At 67.9% G+C, this 25,244-nt stretch carries 28 protein-coding genes; 16 read left to right on the top strand and 12 right to left on the bottom strand.

Annotated elements, in window-relative coordinates:
* Positions 1–107 precede the first annotated feature (107 nt).
* Positions 108–1,940, top strand: coding sequence for a DUF885 domain-containing protein (locus QRN13_RS05320; RefSeq protein ID WP_284877111.1), 1,833 nt, complete (start codon positions 108–110; stop codon positions 1,938–1,940).
* Between the two features lie 9 nt (positions 1,941–1,949).
* Here QRN13_RS05320 and QRN13_RS05315 read toward each other — a convergent pair whose 3' ends face one another.
* From QRN13_RS05315 to QRN13_RS05305, 3 genes are read right to left on the bottom strand one after another with little or no spacing between them, the layout of a single operon-like run.
* Positions 1,950–2,858 (bottom strand): NAD(P)/FAD-dependent oxidoreductase, encoded by a 909-nt coding sequence (locus QRN13_RS05315; RefSeq protein ID WP_284877110.1) that lies wholly within the window; start codon positions 2,856–2,858, stop codon positions 1,950–1,952.
* Positions 2,855–4,018, bottom strand: coding sequence for a DUF1176 domain-containing protein (locus QRN13_RS05310; RefSeq protein WP_284877109.1), 1,164 nt, complete (start codon positions 4,016–4,018; stop codon positions 2,855–2,857). The genes QRN13_RS05315 and QRN13_RS05310 overlap by 4 nt, the downstream gene beginning before the upstream one ends.
* Positions 4,015–4,227: a hypervirulence associated TUDOR domain-containing protein gene (locus QRN13_RS05305; RefSeq protein ID WP_284877108.1), complete on the bottom strand. Its 213-nt coding sequence runs from the start codon at positions 4,225–4,227 to the stop codon at positions 4,015–4,017. The genes QRN13_RS05310 and QRN13_RS05305 overlap by 4 nt, the downstream gene beginning before the upstream one ends.
* 308 nt (positions 4,228–4,535) lie before the next feature.
* Here QRN13_RS05305 and QRN13_RS05300 point away from each other — a divergent pair, with 308 nt between their 5' ends.
* The 3 genes from QRN13_RS05300 (at position 4,536) to QRN13_RS05290 (ending at position 7,073) form a co-directional block, all read left to right on the top strand.
* Positions 4,536–5,756: an NADP-dependent isocitrate dehydrogenase gene (locus tag QRN13_RS05300; RefSeq protein ID WP_039246750.1), complete on the top strand. Its 1,221-nt coding sequence runs from the start codon at positions 4,536–4,538 to the stop codon at positions 5,754–5,756.
* A 130-nt stretch (positions 5,757–5,886) separates the two neighbouring features.
* Positions 5,887–6,468 carry a DUF2939 domain-containing protein gene (locus QRN13_RS05295; RefSeq protein WP_284877107.1) on the top strand — a complete coding sequence of 194 codons (582 nt, stop codon included), beginning with the start codon at positions 5,887–5,889 and terminating at the stop codon, positions 6,466–6,468.
* A 50-nt stretch (positions 6,469–6,518) separates the two neighbouring features.
* Complete coding sequence (locus QRN13_RS05290) at positions 6,519–7,073, top strand: DUF2939 domain-containing protein (RefSeq protein WP_271042227.1); 555 nt, start codon at positions 6,519–6,521, stop codon at positions 7,071–7,073.
* Between the two features lie 382 nt (positions 7,074–7,455).
* On the opposite strand, the gene alaS is transcribed toward QRN13_RS05290, so the two are convergent.
* The 3 genes from alaS to QRN13_RS05275 all read right to left on the bottom strand — a co-directional run bounded on the left by alaS (position 7,456) and on the right by QRN13_RS05275 (position 11,877).
* Complete coding sequence (gene alaS / locus QRN13_RS05285) at positions 7,456–10,101, bottom strand: alanine--tRNA ligase (protein ID WP_284877106.1); 2,646 nt, start codon at positions 10,099–10,101, stop codon at positions 7,456–7,458.
* A 269-nt stretch (positions 10,102–10,370) separates the two neighbouring features.
* Positions 10,371–11,231 (bottom strand): pirin family protein, encoded by an 861-nt coding sequence (locus QRN13_RS05280; protein ID WP_284877105.1) that lies wholly within the window; start codon positions 11,229–11,231, stop codon positions 10,371–10,373.
* Between the two features lie 52 nt (positions 11,232–11,283).
* The gene (locus QRN13_RS05275) at positions 11,284–11,877 is read right to left on the bottom strand and encodes a hypothetical protein (protein ID WP_284877104.1); all 594 of its coding nucleotides are present in this window, start codon (positions 11,875–11,877) and stop codon (positions 11,284–11,286) included.
* Positions 11,878–12,083: 206 nt separating this feature from the next.
* On the opposite strand from QRN13_RS05275, the gene sdhC reads away from it, so the two are divergent.
* Genes sdhC through QRN13_RS05240 form a run of 7 tightly spaced genes read left to right on the top strand, consistent with a single transcriptional unit; the run spans position 12,084 to position 17,100 of the window.
* Entirely contained in the window at positions 12,084–12,548 is a 465-nt protein-coding gene (sdhC, locus tag QRN13_RS05270; protein WP_017506653.1) for a succinate dehydrogenase, cytochrome b556 subunit, read from the top strand.
* Positions 12,545–12,949: a succinate dehydrogenase, hydrophobic membrane anchor protein gene (gene sdhD, locus QRN13_RS05265; RefSeq protein WP_174086837.1), complete on the top strand. Its 405-nt coding sequence runs from the start codon at positions 12,545–12,547 to the stop codon at positions 12,947–12,949. The genes sdhC and sdhD overlap by 4 nt, the downstream gene beginning before the upstream one ends.
* 7 nt (positions 12,950–12,956) lie before the next feature.
* The gene (gene sdhA / locus QRN13_RS05260; protein WP_284877103.1) at positions 12,957–14,741 is read left to right on the top strand and encodes a succinate dehydrogenase flavoprotein subunit; all 1,785 of its coding nucleotides are present in this window, start codon (positions 12,957–12,959) and stop codon (positions 14,739–14,741) included.
* Between the two features lies 1 nt (position 14,742).
* Positions 14,743–15,537 carry a succinate dehydrogenase iron-sulfur subunit gene (locus QRN13_RS05255; RefSeq protein ID WP_055755116.1) on the top strand — a complete coding sequence of 265 codons (795 nt, stop codon included), beginning with the start codon at positions 14,743–14,745 and terminating at the stop codon, positions 15,535–15,537.
* Positions 15,538–15,590: 53 nt separating this feature from the next.
* Positions 15,591–15,911, top strand: a complete 321-nt coding sequence (locus QRN13_RS05250; RefSeq protein WP_017506647.1) for a 2Fe-2S iron-sulfur cluster-binding protein — start codon at positions 15,591–15,593, stop codon at positions 15,909–15,911.
* Between the two features lies 1 nt (position 15,912).
* Positions 15,913–16,728, top strand: a complete 816-nt coding sequence (locus QRN13_RS05245) for a kinase (protein ID WP_284877102.1) — start codon at positions 15,913–15,915, stop codon at positions 16,726–16,728.
* Between the two features lie 9 nt (positions 16,729–16,737).
* The gene (locus tag QRN13_RS05240) at positions 16,738–17,100 is read left to right on the top strand and encodes a PilZ domain-containing protein (RefSeq protein ID WP_271042222.1); all 363 of its coding nucleotides are present in this window, start codon (positions 16,738–16,740) and stop codon (positions 17,098–17,100) included.
* Between the two features lie 9 nt (positions 17,101–17,109).
* Here QRN13_RS05240 and QRN13_RS05235 read toward each other — a convergent pair whose 3' ends face one another.
* Positions 17,110–17,979, bottom strand: a complete 870-nt coding sequence (locus QRN13_RS05235) for an HAD family hydrolase (RefSeq protein WP_039246730.1) — start codon at positions 17,977–17,979, stop codon at positions 17,110–17,112.
* Positions 17,980–18,014: 35 nt separating this feature from the next.
* The gene (locus QRN13_RS05230) at positions 18,015–18,527 is read right to left on the bottom strand and encodes an S-type pyocin family protein (protein WP_284877101.1); all 513 of its coding nucleotides are present in this window, start codon (positions 18,525–18,527) and stop codon (positions 18,015–18,017) included.
* Between the two features lie 102 nt (positions 18,528–18,629).
* On the opposite strand from QRN13_RS05230, the gene coaBC reads away from it, so the two are divergent.
* Both coaBC and dut read left to right on the top strand, forming a co-directional pair.
* Positions 18,630–19,859, top strand: coding sequence for a bifunctional phosphopantothenoylcysteine decarboxylase/phosphopantothenate--cysteine ligase CoaBC (gene coaBC / locus QRN13_RS05225; protein WP_284877100.1), 1,230 nt, complete (start codon positions 18,630–18,632; stop codon positions 19,857–19,859).
* Positions 19,856–20,311, top strand: a complete 456-nt coding sequence (gene dut, locus QRN13_RS05220) for a dUTP diphosphatase (protein ID WP_284877099.1) — start codon at positions 19,856–19,858, stop codon at positions 20,309–20,311. Before coaBC ends, dut begins: the two co-directional genes overlap by 4 nt.
* 4 nt (positions 20,312–20,315) lie before the next feature.
* Here the strand turns inward: dut and QRN13_RS05215 are convergent, their stop codons facing one another.
* Together QRN13_RS05215 and secB are read right to left on the bottom strand one after the other, a co-directional pair.
* The gene (locus QRN13_RS05215) at positions 20,316–21,266 is read right to left on the bottom strand and encodes a DMT family transporter (protein ID WP_284877098.1); all 951 of its coding nucleotides are present in this window, start codon (positions 21,264–21,266) and stop codon (positions 20,316–20,318) included.
* A gap of 9 nt (positions 21,267–21,275) precedes the next feature.
* Positions 21,276–21,788, bottom strand: a complete 513-nt coding sequence (gene secB / locus QRN13_RS05210; protein ID WP_017505358.1) for a protein-export chaperone SecB — start codon at positions 21,786–21,788, stop codon at positions 21,276–21,278.
* Between the two features lie 198 nt (positions 21,789–21,986).
* Here secB and timA point away from each other — a divergent pair, with 198 nt between their 5' ends.
* Together timA and QRN13_RS05200 are read left to right on the top strand one after the other, a co-directional pair.
* A complete protein-coding gene (gene timA, locus QRN13_RS05205; RefSeq protein WP_284877133.1) occupies positions 21,987–22,625 on the top strand; it encodes a TIM44-related membrane protein TimA in 639 nt (212 codons plus the stop codon).
* Complete coding sequence (locus QRN13_RS05200; protein WP_284877097.1) at positions 22,625–23,749, top strand: MltA domain-containing protein; 1,125 nt, start codon at positions 22,625–22,627, stop codon at positions 23,747–23,749. Before timA ends, QRN13_RS05200 begins: the two co-directional genes overlap by 1 nt.
* Here QRN13_RS05200 and QRN13_RS05195 read toward each other — a convergent pair.
* On the bottom strand, positions 23,746–24,165 hold the full coding sequence (locus tag QRN13_RS05195) for an organic hydroperoxide resistance protein (protein ID WP_502868579.1): 420 nt from the start codon (positions 24,163–24,165) through the stop codon (positions 23,746–23,748). The genes QRN13_RS05200 and QRN13_RS05195 overlap by 4 nt on opposite strands.
* Before the next feature lie 125 nt (positions 24,166–24,290).
* On the opposite strand from QRN13_RS05195, the gene QRN13_RS05190 reads away from it, so the two are divergent.
* The gene (locus QRN13_RS05190; RefSeq protein WP_284877094.1) at positions 24,291–24,758 is read left to right on the top strand and encodes a MarR family winged helix-turn-helix transcriptional regulator; all 468 of its coding nucleotides are present in this window, start codon (positions 24,291–24,293) and stop codon (positions 24,756–24,758) included.
* Here the strand turns inward: QRN13_RS05190 and QRN13_RS05185 are convergent.
* Positions 24,755–25,222 (bottom strand): universal stress protein, encoded by a 468-nt coding sequence (locus QRN13_RS05185; RefSeq protein ID WP_284877093.1) that lies wholly within the window; start codon positions 25,220–25,222, stop codon positions 24,755–24,757. The genes QRN13_RS05190 and QRN13_RS05185 overlap by 4 nt on opposite strands.
* Positions 25,223–25,244 lie beyond the last annotated feature (22 nt).

Here is a 25,244-nt window from a genome sequence, read left to right as displayed (position 1 = left end):
CGCCGGGCCTTTTTCTTTGCGGCCGCGCAACGGCTGTCCGCGATTTCACTTGCCGCTTCGGCCCATGCAGTTTCCATTGCCGCATCCAAGTTTCGAGGGGCCGTTCCATGTTCGATCGTCGTCGTCTTCTTCAGTCCGCCGCCTTGGGCGCCGGCCTCGTCGCCGTCGGCGGCCCCGCCTTCGCGCGTCAGGCCGGGGCATCGCAGGGCGACGCCGCCGCCCAACTCAAAACCTTCATGGACGCCACGTTCGAGCAGACGCTGGACAAGAGCCCTGAGGTCGTCACCATGTTCGGGCTGGACAAGGGCGACCGCGCCGCCGCCAAGTCCAAACTGACCGTTCCGACACGCGCCGAGGAAGACGACCAGCGCGCCTTCACGCGTCGCCAACGCGCCGAACTGTCCCGCATCGACCGCTCTAAACTCGATGCCCGCAACGCCAACTACTACGACAGCCTGACCCAGAATCTGGACGGGGTGATCGCCACCTACGACATCCCCTACGGCCAAGGCGGCTGGCCCAATCCGTACCGCGTCAGCCAGCAGGGCGGCGCCTATCAGTCCACGCCTGACTTCCTGGCCAACCAACACACCATCGAGACGGCCGCCGACGCCGACGCCTATGTCGCCCGCGTCAACGCCTTCGCCGACGTGCTGCTGGCCGAGACGGATCGATTGAAGGAAGACTATGCGCTGGGCGTCATCCCGCCCGATTTCATCCTGGCCAAGGCGATCCGCCAGCAGGACGGCGTCCTGGCGACCCCCGCGGCGACCTCGCCCCTGACCCAGTCGGTCGTGGATCGGGCCCGCTCCAAGGGCCTGACCGGCGACTGGGGCGCCCAGGTCGAACGCCTTGTGACCGAGCGGGTCTATCCGGCCCTGGCCGCCCAGAACGCCGTGCTGAAGGCCGCCCAACCGAACGCCGTACACGAGGCCTCGGTGCGCCGCCTGCCGCAGGGCGAGCAGTATTACGCCAACAGCCTGCGCTACATCACCACGACCCGGCTGACGGCGGACGAGATCCACCGCACCGGCGTTGAACAGATGGCCGACCTGACGGCGCGCGCCGATGTGTTGCTGAAGGCGCAAGGCCTGACGCAGGGTTCGGTCGCCGAGCGGATCAAGGCTTTGGGGGACGATCCCAAATATGTCTACGCCAACACGGACGCCGGCAAGGCCGAGCTGATCGCCAAGCTGAACGCCCAAATGGCCGACATGCAGGCCCGCCTGCCCAACGCCTTCGGCCGTCTGCCCAAGGCCAAGGTCGAGATCAAGCGCGTCCCGCCCGAGATCGAGGCCGGCGCGCCGATGGGCTATTACAACTCGCCCAGCCTGGATGGGACGCGGCCCGGCATCTATTGGATCAATCTGAAGGACACGGCGGAATGGCCGTCCTGGACCCTGCCGACCCTGACCTATCACGAGGCCACGCCGGGTCACCATCTGCAGATCAGCCTGCAGCAAGAGAGCGAGTCCGCGCCGCTGCTGATGAACCTGCTGGGCTTCTCGTCCTACGTCGAGGGCTGGGGGCTATATGCCGAACAGCTGGCCGACGAACTGGGCGCCTATGAGAACGATCCGGTGGGTCAGATCGGCTACCTGCAATCGCTGATGTTCCGCGCCGCGCGCCTGGTGGTCGACACCGGCATCCATTCCAAGGGCTGGAGCCGCGAACAGGGCATTCGCTACATGATGGAGGCCTATGGCGATCAAGAAGGCGCGGCGACGTCCGAGGTCGAACGCTATTGCGGCTGGCCGGGCCAGGCCTGCGCCTACAAGGTCGGTCACAACGAATGGGTTCGCCTGCGCGAAAAGGCCAAGACGACCCTCGGGCCCAAGTTCGACATCAAGGGCTTCCACGACACGGCGCTCGCTGCCGGCGGCGTGCCCCTGTCGGTGCTGGAACGGATCGTCGACGGCTGGGTCGCGACCCAAGCCTAGTTCCGGCGCTCAGTCGGCGACGGTCAGGCCGTCGGCCTGGCGCAGGCGATTGTGGATGTCGGTGGCGGCGACGGCGGCTTCGGCGGTCGCGACGGCGATCTGGTTGAGGCCGCGCACCACGTCTCCGGCGGCATACAGGCCCGGCACGCTGGTGGCCTGATGCAGATCGACCTCCAACCGGCCGTCGTCGGCCAGACGCGCGCCCAGCCCCCGGGCCAGTTCGGCGTTCGGCGATGTGCCCAGCGCCGAATAGACCAGGTCGAACGCGCGACTCTGGCCGGCGTAATTCAGGGCCGTCACCCGGTCGTTCTCGATGTCGATCGCGTCCAGCGGCGCCAGAATCAGTTCGACGCCCAGCCGTTCCAGTTCGTCACGCCGGCTGAGCGCGTCGGGCGCGCCGATATGGATCAGGGTCACACGGTCGGAATAGGTGCGCATGAAGGCGGCCTCGCGCGCGCCCTTGTCGCTTTGGCCGATGATGGCGACAGCCTTGTCGGTCGCCTCATAACCGTCGCAGATGGGACAGATGCGGACCAGCGCCTTTTGCACCGCCGCTTCAACGCCGGGCAGATCCGGATGGTGATCGACGACCCCGGTCGCCAACAGGACGGCGCGGGCGCGGATGGTGCGGCCATCCATCTCAGCGACGAAGCCGTCGCCGTCGTGGCTCAGACGCTGGATGCGACCCGGTTCGACGACCGCACCATATTCCTCGGCCTGTTCGCGCATCCGCTTCAGGATTCCCGCGCCGGTGATGCCGGCCGGAAAGCCCGGCATGTTGTGGCTGAGCGGGATCCAGCAGGCGCGGGGCGCGCCGCCATCCACCACCAGGGTCCGCCGACGAAAGCGCCCCAGATAGGTCGCCGCCGTCAGGCCGGCCGGGCCCGCGCCGATGATCAGAACCTCCGGATCGGTCACCGCGTGCGCCAAGTGACAGGCCAAAGGTCGGACGGCACGCCGGCGCATTGGCCCATCACGCTTTCCTGTGTCAGGGTGAAGCCCTGTCCCGTCCAGGCCCAGGTCTGCGCCGCGCCGCAATCCCCGATGCCCCGCCCCTTGGCGAAGGCCGACAGGGTGCGGGTCTTGGGATCATAGGCGCCGTTGACGGTCGCGTTGTCCGGCATGACGGGATCGGAACCCGGCCCTTCCGATCCGGCGAGGATCGCGGGCCGAGGGTCGCGACCGCCCGGTCCTGTCAGATACCAGTTGTGGGTGACATTATAGGCGCCCGATCCGCAGGGCACGGCCCACAGCTCGGTGCGGGCGTCCAGCCGGGCGGACATGACCATGTCGCTGACGGCCGGCATGGCCGACTCCTTGAGGCAGTCGCCAACCTCGGTGCGGGCGCGCAGCGCTGCGGGCAGGCGCTGGTTTTGATCGCCGAAACCGGCCTGATCGACGGCCGGAGCGGGGGTGACGATCGGCAGCGACGGCGCGATCGGCACAAGGGCGGCCGGGCGGTCGCCGCGTCGGATCAGGGCGGTTGGCGTATCCAGACGTCCCTGCTTCTCATCGATCCACAACAGGGCGGCGGCGGCGCCGTGCAGCGAGACCTCCTGGGTCGAGGCGCCGCGAATGATCATGACCTTGCCCTGGGCCAGGGCGTCCAGGGCGGCGCGAGCGCCTTCGCGGATCTCGCCTATCGGCGTCTCGACGTTGCTAGCGTTGCTGATCACAGCCGGATAGGCGCGGCCGTCGATCGTCAGGCTGAGCGGCTCAGCAGCCTTGGCGTCGCCGTCGGGCCAATAGCCGAAGAGGATTTGCGGCTGGGCGTCCGGACCGGGCGCCAGGGTGATGCGGACCCAGCCGGCGGCGAACTCTGGCGCGAAGCCGAAGGCCCAACAGGTCCCGTCGTTGCCGCAGGTGGCGCTCCAGTCGCGGAAGGTCTTGGTTTCAGGGCGGATCTGCAGCACCGGAGCGGCCGCAGCGGGCGCAGCCGGACTGGCGGCCTTGGTCGCGGCAGGCGCCTTGTCCGCATCCCTGTCGCCGCATCCGGCGGCGACCAGCGCCGACACGGCGAGGGCGGACAGGCCTGGGGCTGATCGGGCGACGCCGCGCCACAGGCCGTTCGGGGTCATGCCTTCTTCAACTCCGACGGCTTGTGCGCCGCGCGTGCGCCGGTCTTGGCGCTCTCGACGATATACTCGGGATTATCCTTGGAGGCCGCAACCTTGTGGCCCTTGATCTTGGTTTCCGAAGTGACCTTCCTAACCACCTTGCCGGTCGTGGTGCCCTGGCTGTGGTCCCACTTCACCTTGTCGCCGGCCTTGAACGTCTTTTCTGACATGACGATGACTCCTGCTGTGTCGCTTCCTGTTCAGCGATCAGCCTGCGCATCAGTTCCGCGTCGATCACGGGCGGCGCCTCGCAGAAGGTGACGATCCAACGATCCACCAGCTGGCGCTCTTCTTCCGTCATCCTGCCGTCCGTCTCTGTTGCTGGGCCCAAGAGAAGTCCGGGCTGGCCAAAGGGTTCAGGAACGATCTGCGTTATTCCGGGCGACGACGGCGGGCGGCGGGGTTTGCGCGGGCGCGCGGCCTCGCTATACCGCCGCCACGACATTCCCTTCCCCACAGTCACAGGCGGACCGCACGCATGGCCAAGATCAAGGTCGAAAACCCCATCGTCGACATCGACGGCGACGAAATGACCCGCATCATCTGGCAGATGATCAAGGACAAGCTGGTCTTCCCGTTCCTGGATCTCGAGCTGGACTACTACGACCTGGGCATGGAGCACCGCGACGCCACCGACGACCAGGTGACGATCGACGCGGCCCACGCGATCCAGAAGCACGGCGTCGGCGTGAAGTGCGCCACCATCACCCCGGACGAAGCCCGCGTGCAGGAGTTCGGCCTGAAGAAGATGTGGAAGTCGCCGAACGGCACCATCCGCAACATCCTGGGCGGCGTGGTCTTCCGCGAGCCGATCATCTGCTCGAACGTGCCGCGCCTGGTTCCGGGCTGGACCCAGCCGATCGTCGTCGGCCGTCACGCTTTCGGCGACCAGTACAAGGCCACCGACTTCCTGATGCCCGGCCCCGGCACCCTGACGATCAAGTTCGTCGGCGAGGACGGCGAAGTGATCGAGCACGAGGTCTACAAGGCCCCGGGCGCAGGCGTGGCCATGGCCATGTACAACCAGGACGCCTCGATCCGCGAGTTCGCCCACGCCAGCTTCGCCTATGGCCTGCAGCGCAACTACCCGGTCTATCTGTCGACCAAGAACACGATCCTGAAAGCCTATGACGGCCGCTTCAAGGACCTGTTCCAGGAAGTGTTCGACGAACACTACGCCGCCGAGTTCAAGGCGCGCGGCCTGACCTATGAGCACCGCCTGATCGACGACATGGTCGCGGCCGCCATGAAGTGGTCGGGCGGCTTCGTCTGGGCGTGCAAGAACTACGACGGCGACGTGCAGTCCGACGTGGTGGCGCAGGGCTTCGGCTCGCTGGGCCTCATGACCTCGGTCCTGATGACGCCGGACGGCAAGGTGCTGGAGACGGAAGCCGCCCACGGCACCGTGACCCGCCACTATCGCCAGCATCAGAAGGGCGAGGCCACCTCGACCAACTCGATCGCCTCGATCTTCGCCTGGACGCGCGGCTTCAAACACCGCGCCAAGCTGGACGGCAACGCCGCCCTGGACCAGTTCGCCGACACCCTGGAGAAGGTGGTCGTGGACACGGTCGAGGCCGGCTTCATGACCAAGGACCTGGCGCTGCTGGTCGGCGATCAGCAGGGCTGGCTGACCACCGAGGGCTTCCTCGACAAGGTGGCCGAGAACCTGAAGACCGCTCTGCCCGACGTGGGCTGAGGACGACGTTCCTCCCCCGCTGCGCTGGGGAGGAACGCAAGAATACCAGCCCCGTCGGATCGCTCCGGCGGGGCTTTTCGTTGTGCGAAGGGCCGGGGCGTGCATGATCGGCGGTAATGAGGATGCGTTCGTGAAGCGGCTGTTCGGAAACCTGGTGCTGGCGGCGGTGGTCGTGGCGGTGCTGTCCTTCTTCGCGGCGCCCGCAGTGGCCTTCTTCGCCATTCGGTCGGCGGCTGAGGCGAACGACGTGGCGGGGCTGGCGCGGCTGATCGACTTCAACGCCGTGCGCCAATCGTTGCGGCCGCAGCTGGCGGGACGGCCCGAGGCGATGGCGCCCGCGCCGTCCTTCCTGGAAGACCCCATCGGCGCCTTCCGGCGTCAGATCGAGCAGAACCCGATCCTGCGCCAGCCGGACGTCGACGCCTATCTGACGCCCGCCGCCCTCAACGCCCTGCTGAAGGGCGAGGGCCGATGCGCCAGCCAGCGCACGTCGGCGGGCGTGGCGCCGGCCTCGGAACGCAGCCGCAAGCCCTGGCCCAGCCCCGCCTACTGGAGCGTCAATCGGGCGCGGATGGCGGTGACGGATCAGGGCGGGTCGCGCACCCTGTTCACCTTCGAGCGGCGCGGGCCGTTCGAGTGGAAGCTGGTTCACATCGGCCTGCCCGACGGGACGGCCCCGGCGGCGCCCGCCGTCACCGTCACCCCGCGATAAACCCGGCAACCGACGCCGCCCGGCCTGCGTTGGCGTTCCAAGGAGACGACATGAGCCGCAAGATCATCACCGCAGCCCTGATCGCCGTCGTCATCGGCGTGGTCGTCGCCCTGTTCGTCTCGCCCTTCATCGCCGCCCAGGCGCTGGTGCGGGCCGCGCGGACCGGGGATGCGGCCGGGCTGGAGCGGCAGGTGGACTTCCCGGCGTTCCGGACCAGCCTGAAGAGCGAGCTGAACGCGCGCGCGGCCCTGGAAATCCGCAACCGGACCAAGGGCGACACCGGCCTGGCGGCGCTGGGGATGCTGCTGGCCCCGTCGCTGGTCGAAGGCGCAGTCGACAACTTCGTCACGCCGCAAGGCATCGCCGCCATGGTCCGCTCAGGCGAGACGCCCGAGCCGGAACGGCCCGTGCCGGCCGACGACACGCCGGCCGTGGACAAGGACAAGATCCGCCAGTCCTGGGCCTATCGCGGGCTCAACACCTTCGCCGTCACCCTGACGCGCGACGATCGGCCGGACGATGCGCTGGTGCTGATCCTGGAACGCCGGACGCCGTTTACCTGGAAGCTGGCCGGGGTCGATCTGACGCCCGACCCGATGGGTTGAGACGGTCGGGGACAAAAACACCGTCTAAAGTGTCTAATTCGTCTGATTGGACGGCGGGCGCCGATCAAAAAGTGGGTGCAATTGGTGCGCTTTGCCTTGGGTGCGCGGCCTCCTCTGTGGTGAGCGCAGAGTATAGGCCGTCTCTGCGGCATGCTCAGGAAGCGGACGCTGCGGCCGGCTAAGCCGCTGAGTTGCAAGGCTGTCAGGTTCGAAATTGCGATGGATTACCCTCTTCCTTTGGGAGAGGGCTTGAGCGCATGAGCGCGCAGCGATCGTACTTGCGCGAAAGGGTGAGAGTCGGCTGGTGCGACATGGTCCGCCGGCCGACCCTCATCCGGCCCTTTGGGCCACCTTCTCCCAACGGGAGAAGGTCATCGTATTTTTACGCCAGCGCCGCACGAACCGCCGCCATGCCGTCTTCGGCCTTGGAGCCGTCGGGGGCGCCGCCCTGGGCGAAGTCGGGTTTGCCGCCGGCGCCTTGGCCGCCCATGGCGATGACGGCGGCGCGAGCCAGGTCGGCGGCGTTGACGCGGTCGATCAGATCCGAGGTCACGGCGACGGTGACCGCCGCCTTGCCCTCGGTGACGCCGATCAGGGCGACGACGCCGGTTCCGACCTGCTTTCTGAAGTCCTCGGCGACGCCGCGCAGACCCTTGCCGTCCACGCCGTCCAGCACGCGGGCCATCAGCTTGACGCCGTTGATCTCCTCAGGCGCGGACGCGGCGCCCGAGCCGCCGCCCAGGGCCAGCTGTTTCTTCAGCTCGGCGACCTGTTTCTCCAGCGACTTGACCGAGGCGGTCAGGCTGTCGACGCGGGCGGGGACGTCGGCGGTCTGGACCTTGAAGCTTTGGGCCAGCGAACGGGCGACGCCAGCCTGGGCCAGCAGATACTGCCGCGCGGCCTCGCCGGTCAGGGCCTCGATGCGGCGCACGCCGGCGGCGACGCCGGTTTCCTGAACGATCTTGAACAGGGCGATGTCGCCGGTGCGGGCGACGTGGGTGCCGCCGCACAGTTCGACCGAATAGGGGGCGTTGTCGCTGACCAGCGAGCGACCCAGCGTCAGGACGCGGACCTCGTCGCCGTATTTCTCGCCGAACAGGGCGATGGCGCCGGCCTCGATCGCCTCCTGCGGCGCCATCAGTTTGGTTTCCGCCGGGACGTTCTGGCGGATGACGGCATTGACCTCGGTCTCGATGGCGGACAGTTCGGCCTCGGTGAGCGGGGCGCCGTGGCTGAAGTCGAAACGGGCGCGCTCGGCGTCGACAAGTTGACCCTTCTGGGCGACTGCGGGGCCGAGCACATTCTTCAGCGCCGTATGCAGCAGGTGGGCGGCGGAGTGGTTGGCGCGGCTGGTGCGGCGCTTTTCAGCGTCCACCAGCTGGGCGGCGCGGGTTCCGATCTCCAGCTTGCCGGCCGTGACCTGGGCCACCAGGACATGCAGGTCGCCGGCGTGTTTGCGCACATCGATGACCTCGGCCTCGCCACCCGGCCATTCCAGGGTTCCGTGGTCGCCGGCCTGGCCACCGCTTTCGGCGTAGAAGGGGGTGGTGTCGAACAATACTTCGACGATGTCGCCGGCCTCGGCCGTTTCGACCGGCGCGCCGGCGTTCATCAGGGCCAGGACCTCGCCCGAGCCTTCGATATTGTCATAGCCGGTGAAGACGGTCGGCCCCATCCGGTCGCGGATCGCCAGCCATTCGTTGGTGTTGGCGGTCTGGCCCGAGCCCTTCCAGTTCTCGCGCGACCGCTGGCGCTGCTCAGCCATGGCGGCCTCGAAGCCGTCGACATTGACCGAGAAGCCGCGACGACGGGCCTCATCCTGGGTCAGGTCCAGCGGGAAGCCGTAGGTGTCGGACAGGGTGAAGGCCGTCTGGCCGTCCAGCATGTCGCCGGGACGGAAGCCCTGAACCGCCGTGTCGAACAGGGCCATGCCGCGGCCGAGCGTGGTGCGAAAGCGGATCTCTTCCTGCTTCAGCGTATCCTCGATGAAGGGCTGGGCCCGGGCCAGTTCGGGATAGGCGTTGCCCATCTGGGCCACCAGGGTCGGGACCAGACGGTGCATCAGGGGATCGGCGGCGCCCAGCAGGTGGGCGTGGCGCATGGCGCGGCGCATGATCCGACGCAGGACATAGCCGCGGCCCTCGTTCGACGGGGTGACGCCGTCGGCGATCAGGAAGGACGACGAGCGCAGGTGGTCGGCGATGACGCGGTGGCTGGCGGCCTGATCGCCGTCCGACTTGGTCGCGGTGGCGTCTTCGGAGGCGGCGATCAGGGTCTTGAACAGGTCGGTTTCGAAGACCGAATGGACGCCCTGGAGGACGGTGGTCATCCGCTCCAGACCCATGCCGGTGTCCACGCTGGGCTTGGGAAGGTTGCGAACGATCTGATCGTTCTCCTTCTCATACTGCATGAAGACGTTGTTCCAGATCTCGACGTAGCGATCGCCGTCCTCGTCCGGCGAGCCGGGAGGGCCGCCGGCGATCTTGTCGCCGTGGTCCCAGAAGATTTCGGTGCAGGGCCCGCAGGGACCGCTGTCGCCCATGGCCCAGAAGTTGTCCGAGCCGGCGATGCGGATGATCTTGTCGTCGGAGAAGCCGGTGACCTTCTTCCAGATCGCGGCGGCCTCGTCGTCATCGATATAGACGGTGACCAGCAGGCGTTTGGGGTCGAGGTCGAAGTCCTGGGTGACCAGGTTCCACGCCTTCTCTATGGCGTGTTCCTTGAAGTAGTCGCCGAACGAGAAGTTGCCCAGCATCTCGAAGAAGGTCAGGTGGCGGGCGGTATAGCCGACGTTGTCCAGATCGTTGTGCTTGCCCCCGGCGCGGACGCATTTCTGCGAGCTGGTCGCGCGCGGATAGGGCGGCTTGGCGGCTCCGGTGAAATAGTCCTTGAACGGCACCATGCCCGCATTGACGAAGAGCAGCGACGGATCGTTCTGCGGCACCAGCGGGGCCGAATGGACCTTGGCGTGGCCGTCCGCCGCGAAATAGTCGAGGTAGGTGGCGCGGATCTCGTTCAGGCTGGGCATATGCGGTCTTCGGCTCGGGCGGTCGCTAGGAACCGGCGTCATATAGGGTTTTGGCGGGGAGCGCATCATCTGCGCGGGGAGAGGCGCGCGCCCCAGAGAAGACGATGTCTCCTCCCCGCTTTGCGGGGAGGGGGACCGCTGAGCGGTGGAGGGGTTGTGCCGCCTCACGTCCCTTGATCGGTGACGCTCCGAAGAGCCCCTTCTTCACGGCGCTGAAGAAGCGCCGCGCCACCTCCCCGCAAAGCAGGGAGGAGACGAAAGCGCCCGCTTCACACCCTCGGGGGCGGACCGAACTTGCCGGACTGGTAATCCTGGATTGCCTGGATGATCTCGTCGCGGGTGTTCATGACGAAGGGGCCGTGGCTGAAGACCGGCTCGCCGATGGGATCGGCATGGCCTAGCAGCACCACGGCGTCGGTGGTCGCCGTGATCCGGACCGCATCGCCGTCGGACAGGGCGGCGAGGTTCCATTGCGGGGCGGGGGTTCCGGCGACGGCGATCTCGCCCTTGACGCCATAGAGGAAGACGTTGCGGCCACGGGCGACGGGCGTCTCGAACGTCGCACCGGCGGGCAGGCGCACGACGGCCAGATGGATGTCGATCAGGGACTGGATCGGCGCCTTGACGCCCAGCCAGTCGCCGGAGACCGGCTCGACCGTGACGCCGTTCTCGGTGGTGAAGGTCGGGATGTCGGACTTCTGCAGGCCCACATAGTCCGGCTTGGTCATCTTCAGCCGCGACGGCAGGTTGACCCACAGCTGCAGAATCTCCATCGGCCCGCCGTCGCGCTTGAAGGCGGCCGGGGACAGTTCGGCGTGGATCAGGCCTGAGCCGGCGGTCATCCACTGAATCCCGCCCGCCTTGATGATGCTCTCGCCGCCGCCGGAATCGTTGTGGGCCAGCTCGCCGTCCAGAATGAAGGTGACGGTCTCGAAGCCCCGGTGCGGGTGCGGGCCGAACGGCAGGCCGGCGTTGCCCGTCGCATAGATCTGGGGCCCGTGGTGGTTCAGGAACAGGAAGGGATCGACCTGGTCCAGGCCGGGGCCGGGAACCGGACGGCGGGTGGTCAGGTCGCCGATGTCGTCGCGATGGGCGGGGTGCAGGCGAAGGACGGAACGGGGCTGGGTCATTCGCTACATATAGGGTGGCGGATAGACGCTGGCGAGATCAGAGGTGGCGAGATCAGCCTGGACGGGTCGCCGTGATAGGACGGGCGCGGCCGTCCTGAACCCATTCTCCGGCCCAGCCGTTCGCCGCCGCATGCAGACGCAGTTCGCCCTCCGACAGGGGAATGATGACGACCTCGCCCTGGGTCGAGACCGGGCCTGCGAAGCCCATTCGGTCGATCCCGGCCGGCGCGTCCAGACTTCGCCAGGCGCCCTCGACCCGACGGCCCTCGCCCCGGTCAGTCAGGGACAGCGACAGCAAGGGTTTTCCGTCCGGCTGGGCGATGCGCCAGCGGCCGTCCAGCGGGCCCATTGCGGCTTCGGCGTCGATCGCGGCCTGGGCCACGCCCTGGTCGTAGGTGGTCTGGCTGTCGGAGGGGCTGAACTCATAGTCGCCGGCGTAGTCGTCGACCGCAACCGGGGCCGTCAGGGAACGGCGATGCAGGTCGGTCGCGGCGTCCCCCTCGGCCGTTTCGCGCCCGAAACGGGACGGCGGCTGATAGGGGCGGACGGCCGGCGCGCGATAGGTTTCCGGCGTCGCGTCCAGGAGACCGGTCGTGTGAATGGCGGGCTCCAGGGCGACGGCGGACATCAGGGCGAGCAGCAACATGAGCCCACCCTGCCAAATCGTCCGGCGCGTCGCCTAGCCGTCGAACTGGCCCTGAACGCAAACGTGATCCGTCGTGATGGAACCGACGTAAACCGCACAATCCGTCGATCTGGGGGTCTGTGCGTTGACACCGGCCCCACAGGGTCACAAAAGCCTTCGCAACCGCACACGGCGATTGAATTCATTCGCTTTTGAGAACCATTCGCATGAACCAGCCCAACCCGACGCCGGGTGGCGCCTCAAGCGACCGGACGGGTCGCTTCGTCACTCAACCGAACGGACATATCGCGCCGCTGTCGCCCCACATGGGCGTGTGGCGCTGGCACGTCACCATGACGGCCTCGATCCTGTTCCGCGCGACGATCATCGCCGCCACGGTCGGCGTGCTGTTCGTCCTGGCCTGGCTGGGTGCGCTGGCGTTCGGGCCCGAGGCGTTCCAGAGCGCGCTCGATCTGGCCGGATCGCCGCTGGGCCTGCTGGTCTTCTTCGGTCTGACGGTCGTGCTGTTCTCCTTCATCCTGAACGGCGCGCGTCATACCTATAACGACACCGGCAACGGGCTGACGGTGAAGTCGGCGACCGCCCTGTCGAACATCGCCGTGTGGGGGCCGATCCCGCTGGCCGTGCTGTTCTGGGTCGTGCTGTTCGCCACGGGGAGGGTTTCGCTGTGAGCGGCGCCGCAAAGTTCAAGAACAACGTCAAGGTCTCCGAGCGTCACGGCGCCGGTGAATGGCTGATCGAGCGCATCCTGCTGGTGGCCCTGCTGCCGCTGGGCCTGTGGGTCGCCTCGACCGGCTTCACCCTGGCGGGCGCCGGCTATGACGCGGCGATGGCGTGGTTCGCCAATCCGCTGAACGCCGTCCTGATGGCGATCACCGCCGTGATCTTCTTCGGCTACGTCAGCCTGGCTTGGAAAGTCATTCTGGAAGACTACGTGCCCAACGTCGGAACGCGCGGCCTTCTGGTTCTGCTGCTGAACGTCGTCTTCCTGGTGCTGGCCGCCGCCAGCGTCTTCTTCATCGTGCGGCTGGCGCTGGGTTCGGCGCCGCTGCCCGCTGGTTTCGGAGCCTGATTAACTGATGGCCGCTTACGAACTGATCGATCACGAATACGACGTCGTCGTCGTCGGCGCCGGGGGCTCGGGCCTTCGCGCCGCGCTCGGCGCCGCCCAGCAGGGGCTGAAGGTCGCCTGCGTGACCAAGGTCTTCCCCACCCGCTCGCACACCGTCGCGGCCCAGGGCGGCATCTCCGCCTCGCTCGGCAACATGGGCGAGGACAGCTGGCAGTGGCACATGTACGACACCGTCAAGGGGTCGGACTGGCTGGGCGACCAGGACTCGATCGAATATCTGGTCCGTAACGCGCCCAAGGCCGTTTATGAGCTGGAACACTGGGGCGTGCCCTTCAGCCGCACCGAAGAAGGCAAGATCTATCAGCGCGCCTTCGGCGGCATGACCCGCAACTTCGGCGAAGGCCCGGTGCAGCGCACCTGCGCCGCCGCCGACCGCACCGGCCACGCCATCCTGCACACTCTGTACGGCCAGTCGGTGCGCCGGGAAGTGAAGTTCTTCGTCGAGTATTTCGCACTGGACCTGATCATGCAGGACGGCGCCTGCACCGGCGTGACGGCCCTGCAACTGGACAATGGTCAGCTTCACCAGTTCCGCGCCAAGATGGTGGTGCTGGCGACCGGCGGATACGGCCGCGCCTATTTCAGCGCCACCTCGGCCCACACCTGCACCGGCGACGGCAATGCGATGGTGCTGCGCGCCGGCCTGCCGCTGCAGGACATGGAGTTCGTACAGTTCCACCCGACCGGCATCTATGGCGCCGGCTGCCTGATTACCGAGGGCGCGCGCGGCGAGGGCGGCTATCTGACCAACTCGGAAGGCGAGCGCTTCATGGAGCGCTATGCGCCGACCGTGAAGGACCTGGCCCCGCGCGACATGGTCTCGCGCTCCATGACTATCGAAATCCGTGAAGGCCGTGGCGTGGGTCCGAACAAGGACCACATCTTCCTGCACCTGGACCACCTGGATCCCAAGATCCTGCACCAGCGCCTGCCAGGCATCTCGGAGTCGGCCAAGATCTTCGCCGGCGTGGATGTGACCAAGGAGCCGATCCCGGTCCTGCCGACCGTCCACTACAACATGGGCGGCATCCCCACGAACTATCACGGCGAAGTCCTGACGCTGCGCGACGGCAACCCCGACAGCGTGGTTCCGGGCCTGATGGCCGTGGGCGAGGCGGCGTGCGTTTCGGTGCACGGCGCCAACCGCCTGGGCTCCAACTCCCTGACCGACCTGGTGGTGTTCGGCCGCGCCGTCGGCCTTCGCTGCGGTGAAGTCGTCGACAAGGCCTCGGCCGTGCCATCGGCCTCCAAGAGCCAGACCGACCAGCACCTGGCCCGCCTGGATCGCTTCCGCTACGCCGACGGCTCGACCCCGACCGCCGAGCTGCGTCTGTCGATGCAGCGCGCGATGCAGGCCGATGCCGCGGTGTTCCGCACCGGCGAGACCCTGCAGCAGGGCACCGACAAGCTGCGCGCCATCGAGGCGGCCGGCGCCGACATCAAGACCACCGATCGCGGCCTGATCTGGAATACGGACCTGATCGAGACGCTGGAATACGACAACCTGATAGCCCAGGCGATGGTCACCATCGAGGGCGGCCTGAACCGCACGGAATCGCGCGGCGCCCACGCCCGCGAGGACTATCCTGATCGCGACGACGTCAACTGGATGAAGCACACCTTGGCGTGGAAGCGTCCGGGCGAGCAGGTCCAGATCGATTATCGTCCGGTCCACAATTACACCATGTCCGACGACATCGCGTATATCGAACCGAAGGCGCGGGTTTACTAAGATGGTCCAGCTTACTCTGCCCAGAGGCTCCAAGCCGACGACCGGCAAGGTCCACAAGGCCGCGCCGGGCTCCAAGGACGTGAAGACCTACAAGGTCTATCGCTACGATCCGGAGACCGACGCCGATCCGCGCTGGGACACCTATGAGGTGCCGACCGGCGACCACGGCCCGATGCTGCTGGACGCCCTGATCCACATCAAGAACACCATCGATCCGACCCTGTCGTTCCGGCGCTCGTGCCGCGAGGGCATCTGCGGCTCGTGCTCGATGAACATCGACGGGCGCAACGCCCTGGCCTGCACCAAGGGCTGGGACGAATGCGCGTCCAACAACATCACCATCTCCCCCCTGCCCCACCAGCCGGTGGTCAAGGACCTGGTGACGGACCTGAGCCTGTTCTACGCCCAGTACGACTCGATCCAGCCATATCTGCAATCGGACGAGCCGGACCCCGAGAAGGAACGTCTGCAGACCCCGGCCGAACGCGAGAAGCTGGACGGCCTGTACGAGTGCATCCTGTGCGCCTGCTGCTCGACCTCGTGCCCCAGCTACTGGTGGAACCAGGAAGAGTACCTGGGCCCGGCGGCGCTGCTGCAATCCTATCGCTGGATTTCCGACAGCCGCGACGACGCGACCCAGAAGCGCCTGGACGACCTGGAAGACCCGTTCAAACTGTATCGCTGCCACACGATCATGAACTGCGCCCAGGTCTGCCCCAAGGGTCTGAACCCGGCCAAGGCCATCGCCGAGACCAAGAAGCTGATGGTCGCGCCGAGCCGCAAGAAGGCGGCCTGAGTATCCGGCGCCGGGGGCCTTGCCTCCGGCGCCGCCTCGTTTAAGAGCGGCGCATGGCCAGCATCACCTATATCGAGCATGACGGAACCGAGCACGTCGTCGACGTGAAGCCGGGGCTGAGCGTCATGGAAGGCGCGATCCGCAACAATGTGCCGGGCATCGACGCGGACTGCGGCGGGGCCTGCGCCTGCGCGACCTGCCATGTCTATGTCGACGACGCCTGGCGCGAGGCGACGGGCAAGCCGTCGGCCATGGAAGAATCGATGTTGGACTTCGCCGAAGAGGTCGAGCCGAACAGCCGCCTGTCGTGCCAGATCCGGGTGTCGGACGCCCTGAACGGCCTGATCGTGCGGTTGCCGGAAAACCAGCACTGAGATGATCGACGCGCGGCTGATCGACAGGATCGGCCGATGGATCGACCAGCGCACCGAAGCGATGGGCCAGGACAGTCCGCCGCCGGTCCTGGGGATCGCTGGTTCGCAATGTTCGGGAAAATCGACCCTGGCCAAAGCTGTCGCCGAGCGGTTCGGCGGGGCGAGCCTGTCGCTGGACGACGTCTATCTGACCAAGGCGGAGCGGGCGGCGATGGCGGCGCGAGTGCATCCGCTGTTCGCCACGCGCGGGCCACCGGGGACGCATGACCTGGGGCTTCTGAACCGTCTGCTGGATCGGTTGCAGGGGGCGGGGCCGGACGATCTGACGCCTCTGCCGCGTTTCGACAAGCTGGCCGACGACCGGGCGGCCGAGGCGGACTGGCCTGTCGTGAAGGGTCGGCCGCGGGTCATCGTTCTGGAGGGATGGTGCCTGGGCGCGACGCCGCAGGCCGAGGCGGACCTGGTTGCGCCGATCAACGCCCTGGAAGCCCAGAAGGATGTCGGGGGCGAATGGCGCAGGGCGGTCAATGCAGCGCTGAGCCAGCCCTACCTCCGCCTGCGCGCGCGGCTGGACGCCCTGATCTTTCTGAAGGCGCCGGGGTTCGATGTCGTGCTGGACTGGCGCTGCGAGCAGGAGGCGGGATTGGTGGGGCAGGACGTCGTATCGCGCGAGCGACGCGCGGCCCTGGCGGTCTTCATCCAGCATTACGAGCGCCTGAGCCGGCATATGATGACGGGCGGCGTGGAGGCCGACATGATCGTCGCTCTGGACCGGAAACGAGGGGTTCGCCGCCTTGAAGGCGGGCTTGGCGCCTGAGCCGCATCTGTGCGTTATCGGACCATGAGCCTGTTTGGATCCAAGCCCGCCGTCGAGCCCGACCGCCGCATGGGCGCGCGCCGGCCCGCAAACGCGCGCGGCGTCATCTGCGCGCCCGGTCTGGAGACGGCGTGTCTGATCGTCGATCTGTCGGACGCGGGGATGAAGCTACGGCTGGACAGAGGCGGGGCCTTGCCGCGCGAGGTCGTGGTGGTCGATGTGGCTGCGGGCGTCGCCTATCCCGCCACCGTCGTCTGGCAGCGCGGGCAGGAGGCCGGGCTGAGGCAGACCGGGGCCAAGTCGCTGAGAGGCCTGGCGCCGGCGCGGCTGATGCCCGCGCGCGACGCCTGGCTGAGGGCCGGCGGGCGCTGATCGGCCTGATTAGTCCGCCGTGTCGGCGGGCATGGAGCCGGCGTTGATGGCGATGCGGCCCACCAGCCCCTTGACGATCAGGTCCAGGGCCGATCCCTCGCGATAGTCGGCGGCGGCGACAAAGTTCACCCGGTCCTCCGAGATCAGGGAATAGACCTTCTTTTGATCCCGCTCGTTCGAGCGCGGATCATAGACGGCGATCGAGAAGCCGCCCTTGGTGTGCATCATCTTCATGGTCGGCACGTCGGTGTCGCCGTCGCCGATGAAGATCATCCGGTCGAAAGGCACGGCGCGCTCGTCGTCGGGGATGAAGTGGTTGATGCGTTCGTGCTCCCAGTGGTTCTTCACGCCTTTGTTGATGCGGAACAGATACTGGGTCTTGGTGGTGTAGTTGACGCCGACCGCCGGCCAGGCCGCCTCGCCCTTGTCGTCATAGACGTAGTGGGAGGCGAAGACGTGGGTCAGGGCGGGGCGGATCGGCGTGCCGTCGATCATTTCCTCCAGTCCGGCGGAGATGATGTAATGCTCGATCTCCAGCCCGTATTTGGCGCCGAAGGCGTTCATCCGGTCGAACCAGCTGAGATCCTTCAGCCCCTCGAACAGAGCCACCGCCTCGCCGTGCTGGCGCAGGGTCTCGCGCGTCACCGGGGCGCCGTTCTGACGCGCGTGGTGCAGCATCAGCTGCATGTACATCAGGATGCCGTCGCCGTCGGCGTCCTTGGTCAGGCGCTCGGCCTCTTCCCAGAAGGCGCCGATGCCCATGCCGACGGAGGGGATGAAGGACACCTCCTGCATATTGCCACGCGCCAGGGTGCCGTCGAAATCATAGATCAGGGCGGTCTTCAGCAGCGGGGTCTTGGGTTCGGCCGTATCGGACATGGGGCGAGATCCTCATTGGAAGCCCGCCCTCTATATCAGCCCGCCGCGCCCGTCGATTGGCGACGCTGGCCGAAGGTGGGCGCCGCCGCCTTCTGCTCGGCCCAGTAGTCGGCGCCCGTCGTCGGCTTGAACATGGTGCGGGGTGACCCGTTGCGGGCCACCACGGCGAAGGTGTTGGTCGAGGCCTGATAGATCAGGGTGTCGCCGTTGGGCCGTTTGACGGTCTCGGCGTCGCGCGGAGGCTTTGTCGTGAAAGCCGTGACCTTGGTTAGATAATCCTCGGCCGAGCGTGCGCCGAAGTCTGCGCCGTTGCGGTCATAGAGACGCGCGATCTTGGCGTCGACGGTTTCGCGCCGATTGGCGGTCAGGACCGGCTTTTCCTGTGGCGTTGCGGCCTCTTCGCCTGTTGCCGGCATGGACGTCAGGGCGACAGGTTCGGCGCTCGCCGTACGATCCCGCGTCTCGACCGCCGAACTGTTGTCGCAGCCGGCAAGCGCCAGCAGACCGCACAGGACCAGCGCGGCCCCTCCCCTCGTCAGCATTCTCATTCTTTTCTCCAGATACCCGCTGGACGCGACGAAAGCACAACTTTATTGTTCGTGCAATGTTCTCGTCTCGACGGCGTCACGCGCGGCGGCTAGACCGTGGGCATGGACAATCGCCTCCTTTCGAACCGCAAGATCCTGCTGATCGTGGGCGGCGGCATCGCGGCCTATAAGGCGCTGGAGCTGGTGCGGCTGATCGCCAAGGCAGGCGGGCAGACGCGGGTGATACTGACCGAATCCGGGGCCGAGTTCGTGACGCCCCTGTCGCTGGCGGCGCTGAGCGGCCATCCGGTGCGGTCGGGCCTGTTCCACCCGGACGACGAGACCAGCATGGGGCATATCGAGCTGTCGCGCTGGGCCGATCTGGTGGTGGTGGCGCCGGCGACGGCGGGGCTGATCGCCAAGGCGGCGAACGGGTTGGCCGACGACCTGGCCTCGACGACCCTGATCGCGACGGACAAGCGGGTGCTGCTGGCGCCGGCGATGAATGTGCGGATGTGGGAGCATCCGGCGGTCAAGGCCAATATGCAGCGGTTGAAGGCCTTTCCCGGCTTCCATGGCGTGGCGGTGGTGGGGCCGGATGACGGCGAGATGGCCTGCGGCGAATACGGACCGGGTCGGATGGCGGAGCCCGCCGCGATCCTGGAGGCCATTGCGGGCCTGCTGGCAGGCGCGGCCGGACAACCGCTCAAGGGACGCAAGGCCGTGGTCACGGCCGGGCCGACGTTCGAACCGATCGACCCGGTGCGGGGCCTGACCAACCGCTCCAGCGGCAAACAGGGCTACGCCATCGCCGCCGCCCTGGCCGAACTGGGGGCCGAGGTGACGTTGGTGTCGGGGCCGACGGCGCTGGCGGCGCCGACCGGCGTGACGCGGATCGATGTCGAGAGCGCGCTGGAGATGCAGGCGGCGACGCAGAGCGCCCTTCCCGCCGACATCGCCGTGCTGTCGGCCGCCGTCGCCGACTGGCGCGTGGACACCATCGCCGGCGGCAAGATCAAGAAGGGACCCGGCGGCCCGCCGACCCTGGCACTGATCGAGAACCCCGACATCCTGGCCGGCGTCGCCGCGCCCGGTCCGAACCGCCCGGCCCTGGTCATCGGCTTCGCCGCCGAGACGACGGATCTGGAAGCCAATGCGCGCGCCAAGCTTTCGCGAAAGGGCTGCGACTGGATTCTGGGCAATGACGTGTCCGACGATGTGTTCGGGTCGGACGGCAACGCCGTGCTGCTGGTCACCGCCGATCGGACCGAGACCTGGCCGCGCCAGTCCAAGACCGCCATCGCCCGGGCCGTCGCCGCCCGCATCGCCGATCATTTCAAGGTCCCCGAATGACCCAGACCCCGATCCAGATCCTGCGTCTGCCACATTCCGAAGGTCTGCCCCTGCCCGCCTATGAGACGGCCGGTTCGGCGGGCATGGACCTGCGCGCCGCCGTACCCGAGGATCAGCCGATGACCCTGGCCCCGGGTCAGCGGGCGCTGGTGCCCACGGGGCTGAAAATCGCCCTGCCGCTGGGGTATGAGGCCCAGGTGCGGGCGCGCTCGGGACTAGCTTTGAAACACGGCATCATCTGCCCGAATGCTCCCGGCACCATCGACAGCGACTATCGCGGGGAGTGCGGCGTGATCCTGGCCAACATCGGCGCCGAGCCCTTCGTCATCCGCCGCGGCGAACGCATCGCCCAGCTGGTGATCGCCCGGCATGAGCGCGCGGACTGGATCGAGGTTGAGACGCTGGACGAGACCGAGCGCGGGACCGGCGGTTTCGGATCGACGGGGCGCTGACGCCCTAAACCAGCGGCGCGGTCGGCTGGATGAGGCTGGCCTTGCGGCGGATATGTTCGCGCCAGGCGGTGTAGAGGCCGCTGCTGGCGATCAGGGCGGCGCCGGCCAGGGTGGTGAGGGTTGGGGTCGCGGCCATCAGCCACCAGCCGAAGACAATGGCGCCGACGATCTGGAGATAGTCGAAGGGCGCGACCACGGCGACCGGGGCCTTTTGCAGCGAGGCGGTCATGAAGAGCTGGGCCAGGCCGCCGGCGATGCCCGATCCGATCAGCAGGCCGAAGGTGCCGAGCGCGTGCCAATGGCCGACGAAGGGCAGCAGGATCGCCCCCACGACCGAACAGGCCACGAAGAACCAGAAGACGATGGCGGCGACGTGTTCGGTGTCGCGCAGCTGGCGCAGGGTGATGGTCACGCCGGCCGTCAGCACCGCCCCGATCAGGGCGAAGGCCACGCCCGCCAGCGGCAGGACCGAATGGCCGACGCCCGGTCGCATGACGACGATCACGCCGATGAAACCGACCGCAACGGCGGCCCAGCGGCGCGGGCCGACCGCCTCCTTCAGCACGAAGAAGGACAGGATGGTGGCGAAGATCGGGGCAGTGAAGCTGAGGGTCGTCGCGTCGGCGAGGGGCAGCAGCGTCAGCGTCTGGAACAGGCACAGGATGGCCGCGACGCCCAGGGCGCTGCGTCCCAGATGGGCCAGGGGGCGGCGCGTCGACAGGGCCGACCGCCCGCCCGGCTGGGTCAGCACCCAGGCCAGCACCACCGGCAGGCCGAAGAAGGCGCGGTAGAATAGCATTTCCGGCGCCGCGACACCGTCCTGCGACGCCAGCTTCAACGTCGCCGTCATGATCGAAAAACAGCCCGCGGCGGCGACGCGCAGAAGAATGCCGCGGACGATGTCCTCGCCCGCAGCTTTCGATGGATCAGGCGAAGGCCGCGCGGCGGCGACCATGTCGCGCGCTTAGGCCTGGCCGGTTTCGACCGGCTGCTGGGCGATCTGTTGCTGGCGCGCGATGTAGATGGCGGCGAAGTCGATGGGGTCCAGCTGGAACGGGGGATAGAAGCCGCCGTCGGCCGTGGCGCCCGAGATGATCTCGCGCGCGAACGGGAACAGGTAGCGCGGGCATTCGATCAGCAGCAGCGGCTCGATGTCCTGCTCCTGGACATTGGCCAGCTGGAACAAGCCGCCATAGACCAGTTCGACGTGGAAGACAGGCTGGTTCTCGTGGGTCGCCTTGATCGACAGCTTCAGATCCAGTTCGAACAGGCCGTCGGGGCGCCCCTGGGCGGCCATTTCGACGCCGAGGTCGATTGCGGGCTTGCCGTCGATGCGCAGGGATTCCGGGGCGCGCGGGTTCTCGAACGAGAAATCGCGGACGTATTGCGCCAGGATGCGGAAGCCGGGACCGGCGGGCTGGCCCTGCTGGGCGTCGCCTTGCTGGGGCTGTTCGGCGGGAGGAGCGGCGTCGGTCATGAAACGGTCTTTGGCGCAGTTTGGGGCCGATGAGGCCGGAATGAGGCGCCGCGACTACCATGCCGGGACGCTTGGCCGCAACGTCGCGCGCGCGATTGGGCGCGCGCTTCGCCTTGCCTCACCCTATATGAGCCCGTAATCACGCCAGACTAAGTGTTTGGCGCACCCGTCGTTCGCTACAGGAATCTCCCCTTGAACATGCCGGTTCAGTTCCAGGTCGTCGTCTTCGCCTTCATCGCAGCCTTTGTGCTGTTCCAGCTCTACAATGTGCTGGGCAAGCGGGTGGGCCGCCAGCCGCAGGAAGACGCCAAGATCGCGCCGCCCGGCCCGGCCCAGGCCGAGGCGCCCAAGGTCGCGGCGATCGACCCGGCGACCCTGGCCTCCATCGCCAGCCTGAAAGCGCGCGATCCGGCGTTCGACCCGGCCCGTTTCCTGGACGGCGCGCGCCAGGCCTATGAGACCATCGTCCGCGGCTACGCCGCCGGCGACCGTGCCGCGCTGAAGCCGTTGCTGAAGCCCAACGTCTTCGCCTCGTTCGAGGCCGGCATCGCAGCGCGCGAGACGCGCGGCGAGACCGAGACCGTCGAGTTCCTGTATCCGCCCCGGGCCGATCTGGAAGGCGCAGTCGCCGAGGGCGACAAGGCCGTGGCCAAGGTGCGTTTCCTGGCGGAACTGCGCAGTCGGGTGACCAAGGCCTCTGGCGAAACGGCGGACGCGACGACGGGCGAGCCGCTGGTCGAGGAACGCCGCACGGCCGAACACTGGACCTTCGAACGCACCCTGGGCGCGACGGACCCGAACTGGGTCCTGGCGCGCGTCGAGCCGGCCAACGCCTGATGGCGGTTCGCGGCCGGTCGGGCGGACTGGCGACGCTGACGGCCGCCCTGGCTGTCGCGGCCTGTTCGACCGGGCCGATGACGCCGACGGGCGCGACGGGGACGACAGGGCCGCAGACAGGGCCGATCCCCTATACGCCATCGCCCAATCCGACCCCGCTTCCCGCGCCGTCCGACGCCCTGAGCCCCGCCGTGCTGCCGGGCTGGAGCCAGGAGGACCATCTGGCCGCCTTCCGGGCCTATGTGGACGGGTGCGGCGCGGCGCGTGACGAGGCCGCCCGCCGGGTCTGCGGACGCGCCAAGGCCATGGCGACGACAATGACGATCACGCCGTCGCAGGCGCGCGCCTTCTTCGAGGCCAGCTTCAGCGCGATCCCGGCTCAGACGCCGGACGGGCGACCGGGCCTGCTGACCTCCTATTTCGCGCCCGAATATCCAGCGCGGCGACGGCCGGACGCCGAGTTCTCGGCCCCCGTCCTGCCCAAGCCCGCCAATCCACGCGCGGCCGGCGACCGGGCCTATATCGAATCCGCCGCTCGGCCCGAGCAGGCCCTGGCCTGGATGCGGGCCGAGGACCTGTTCTTTCTTCAGATCCAGGGGTCGGGCTATCTGACGTTCGAGGACGGCACGCGCGGCCGCGCCGCTTATGCCGCCGACAACGGCAGGCCTTTCGTGGGCATCGCCCGACCGATGGCGCAGCAGGGTCTGTTGCCGCAGAACGGCACCTCTGGCGACTCGATCCGGGACTGGCTGGCCAGCCACCGCGGCTATGAGGCGCAGGCGGTCATGGCGCTGAACCCACGCTACATCTTCTTCCGGCTGGACCCGGACGATGACGGCCACCCGGCGGGGGCGGCGGGCGTGCCCCTGACCGAGCGGCGGGCCATTGCGGTCGACCCGGCCCACTGGCGCTATGGCGAACTGGTCTGGCTGGAGGCCGACGGGGGCAATCTGCGCGGCGCCACGGCCAGCTATCGCGGTCTGGCCATGGCGCTGGATACAGGATCAGCCATTCGCGGACCGGTGCGCGCCGACCTCTATATGGGTCGCGGCGACCGCGCGGGGGCCGAGGCCGGGACCGTGCGCCACCCCTTGCGGATGTGGCGCCTGATCCCGAGGGGTTAGGCGACGGTCAGGGTCACCGCGATATTGCCCCGCGTGGCGTGAGAATAGGGGCAGACCTTATCCGCCTCGGCGACCAGGGCTTCGGCCTCAGCGCGATCCACGCCCGGCAGGCTGACCTCCAGCGCCACCTCAAGTCCGAAGCCCTTGTCGCTGCGCGGACCGATGCCGACCGTGGCGTTGACGGCGGCGTCGGCAGGCACCTTGGCGTAACCGCCCTGAGAGGCGACGAACTTCATGGCGCCGAGGAAGCAGGCGGCATAGCCGGCCGCGAACAGCTGTTCGGGGTTGTTGCCGACGCCGGCGCCGCCCAACTCCTTGGGCGTGCCCAGCGCGACATCCAGGGCGCCGTCGGTGGTGGCGGCGCGGCCGTCGCGGCCGCCCGTGGCGACGGCGGTGGTGCGGTAAAGGGTGTTGATGAACATGGGGATCAGCTCCGGGAGGTCGTAAACATCGTGCGCGATTTAATCGCGTGACGTGATTTAGTGCGCCGGGTAGGAGGCGTCAAGCTTGCGATTGTATCGCGTGCGATTATTATCTGCCTATGACCTCACCCGCCCCCTCGCCCGCCGCCATGGCCGTCGATGACATGCTGTGTTTCGCCGCCTATTCGGCGAACCTGGCGTTTAACCGGTTCTACAAGCCGCTGCTGGACCGGATGGGCCTGACCTATCCGCAGTTCCTGGCCATGGCCCTGCTCTGGCGTGAGGACGAACAGACGGTCGGCCGGCTGGGCGAGCAGCTGTTTCTCGAATCCAATACCCTGACCCCGCTGATCAAACGGCTGGAGGCGGCCGGGCTGGTGACGCGGGCGCGCGACAGGGCGGATGAGCGGGTGGTGCGCGTCAGCCTGACCGATGCAGGACGCGCGTTGGCTGTCGAGGCCGCCTGCCTGCCGCAGTCGGTGCTGGACGCCACCGAGATGACACCCGAAGCGCTGACCGACCTGCGCCAAGGCCTGGGGGCGCTGCGCGACAAGCTGCGGGCCGCCCAGCCGCCGGCCGAGGGCTAGGCCAGGTCTTCGATCTCGTCTTCGGTCAGTTCGCCGGGGACGATGGTGACGGGCAGTTTGCGGCCGCCGATCTGCGCGCCCTGTTTGATGATGGCCGAGACCAGCGGGCCGGGGCCGCGCGAGCTGGTTCCCGCGGCCAGCACCAGGATCTTGATGTCGGGATCGGCGGCGACGACCTTCTTGATCGCGGCCTGGGCGTCGCCCTTTTCGATCAGGAAGACCGGCGCGGCGCCGGAGCGGGTCTGCGCCTCCTCGCCCAGGCGGTTCAGCAGGATTTCCGCCTCCTGGCGCTGCTGGCGTTCGATTTCCTCGCGCACGCCCGACCAGTGCGCGTCGCTGTCGGTCGGCAGGACGCGCAGCATGACCACGCGCCCGCCCGTCGATTTCGCCCGGCGCGAGGCGAACCGCAGGGCGGCCTCCAACTCCGGACTGTCATCGACGACGACGAGGAACTTTCTCGGCATTGCGGCCTCCCCAGCCTGATCA

The organism is Brevundimonas sp. MEB006b (assembly GCF_030209705.1).
Classification (GTDB): domain Bacteria; phylum Pseudomonadota; class Alphaproteobacteria; order Caulobacterales; family Caulobacteraceae; genus Brevundimonas.
Note: the sequence above shows the minus strand (reverse complement) of the source record. Positions and strands in the feature narration are given on the sequence as shown.

Bases quoted from the DNA above. Each gene is read 5' to 3' on its own strand.
- QRN13_RS05320 (WP_284877111.1), top strand. From the start codon at position 108: ATGTTCGATCGTCGTCGTCTTCTTCAGTCCGCCGCCTTGGGCGCCGGC.
- QRN13_RS05310 (WP_284877109.1), bottom strand. From the start codon at position 4,018: ATGACCCCGAACGGCCTGTGGCGCGGCGTCGCCCGATCAGCCCCAGGC.
- QRN13_RS05305 (WP_284877108.1), bottom strand. From the start codon at position 4,227: ATGTCAGAAAAGACGTTCAAGGCCGGCGACAAGGTGAAGTGGGACCAC.
- QRN13_RS05300 (WP_039246750.1), top strand. From the start codon at position 4,536: ATGGCCAAGATCAAGGTCGAAAACCCCATCGTCGACATCGACGGCGAC.
- QRN13_RS05290 (WP_271042227.1), top strand. From the start codon at position 6,519: ATGAGCCGCAAGATCATCACCGCAGCCCTGATCGCCGTCGTCATCGGC.
- alaS (WP_284877106.1), bottom strand. From the start codon at position 10,101: ATGCCCAGCCTGAACGAGATCCGCGCCACCTACCTCGACTATTTCGCG.
- QRN13_RS05280 (WP_284877105.1), bottom strand. From the start codon at position 11,231: ATGACCCAGCCCCGTTCCGTCCTTCGCCTGCACCCCGCCCATCGCGAC.
- QRN13_RS05275 (WP_284877104.1), bottom strand. From the start codon at position 11,877: ATGTTGCTGCTCGCCCTGATGTCCGCCGTCGCCCTGGAGCCCGCCATT.
- sdhC (WP_017506653.1), top strand. From the start codon at position 12,084: ATGAACCAGCCCAACCCGACGCCGGGTGGCGCCTCAAGCGACCGGACG.
- sdhA (WP_284877103.1), top strand. From the start codon at position 12,957: ATGGCCGCTTACGAACTGATCGATCACGAATACGACGTCGTCGTCGTC.
- QRN13_RS05255 (WP_055755116.1), top strand. From the start codon at position 14,743: ATGGTCCAGCTTACTCTGCCCAGAGGCTCCAAGCCGACGACCGGCAAG.
- QRN13_RS05250 (WP_017506647.1), top strand. From the start codon at position 15,591: ATGGCCAGCATCACCTATATCGAGCATGACGGAACCGAGCACGTCGTC.
- QRN13_RS05245 (WP_284877102.1), top strand. From the start codon at position 15,913: ATGATCGACGCGCGGCTGATCGACAGGATCGGCCGATGGATCGACCAG.
- QRN13_RS05235 (WP_039246730.1), bottom strand. From the start codon at position 17,979: ATGTCCGATACGGCCGAACCCAAGACCCCGCTGCTGAAGACCGCCCTG.
- QRN13_RS05230 (WP_284877101.1), bottom strand. From the start codon at position 18,527: ATGAGAATGCTGACGAGGGGAGGGGCCGCGCTGGTCCTGTGCGGTCTG.
- coaBC (WP_284877100.1), top strand. From the start codon at position 18,630: ATGGACAATCGCCTCCTTTCGAACCGCAAGATCCTGCTGATCGTGGGC.
- dut (WP_284877099.1), top strand. From the start codon at position 19,856: ATGACCCAGACCCCGATCCAGATCCTGCGTCTGCCACATTCCGAAGGT.
- QRN13_RS05215 (WP_284877098.1), bottom strand. From the start codon at position 21,266: ATGGTCGCCGCCGCGCGGCCTTCGCCTGATCCATCGAAAGCTGCGGGC.
- secB (WP_017505358.1), bottom strand. From the start codon at position 21,788: ATGACCGACGCCGCTCCTCCCGCCGAACAGCCCCAGCAAGGCGACGCC.
- timA (WP_284877133.1), top strand. From the start codon at position 21,987: ATGCCGGTTCAGTTCCAGGTCGTCGTCTTCGCCTTCATCGCAGCCTTT.
- QRN13_RS05200 (WP_284877097.1), top strand. From the start codon at position 22,625: ATGGCGGTTCGCGGCCGGTCGGGCGGACTGGCGACGCTGACGGCCGCC.
- QRN13_RS05190 (WP_284877094.1), top strand. From the start codon at position 24,291: ATGACCTCACCCGCCCCCTCGCCCGCCGCCATGGCCGTCGATGACATG.
- QRN13_RS05185 (WP_284877093.1), bottom strand. From the start codon at position 25,222: ATGCCGAGAAAGTTCCTCGTCGTCGTCGATGACAGTCCGGAGTTGGAG.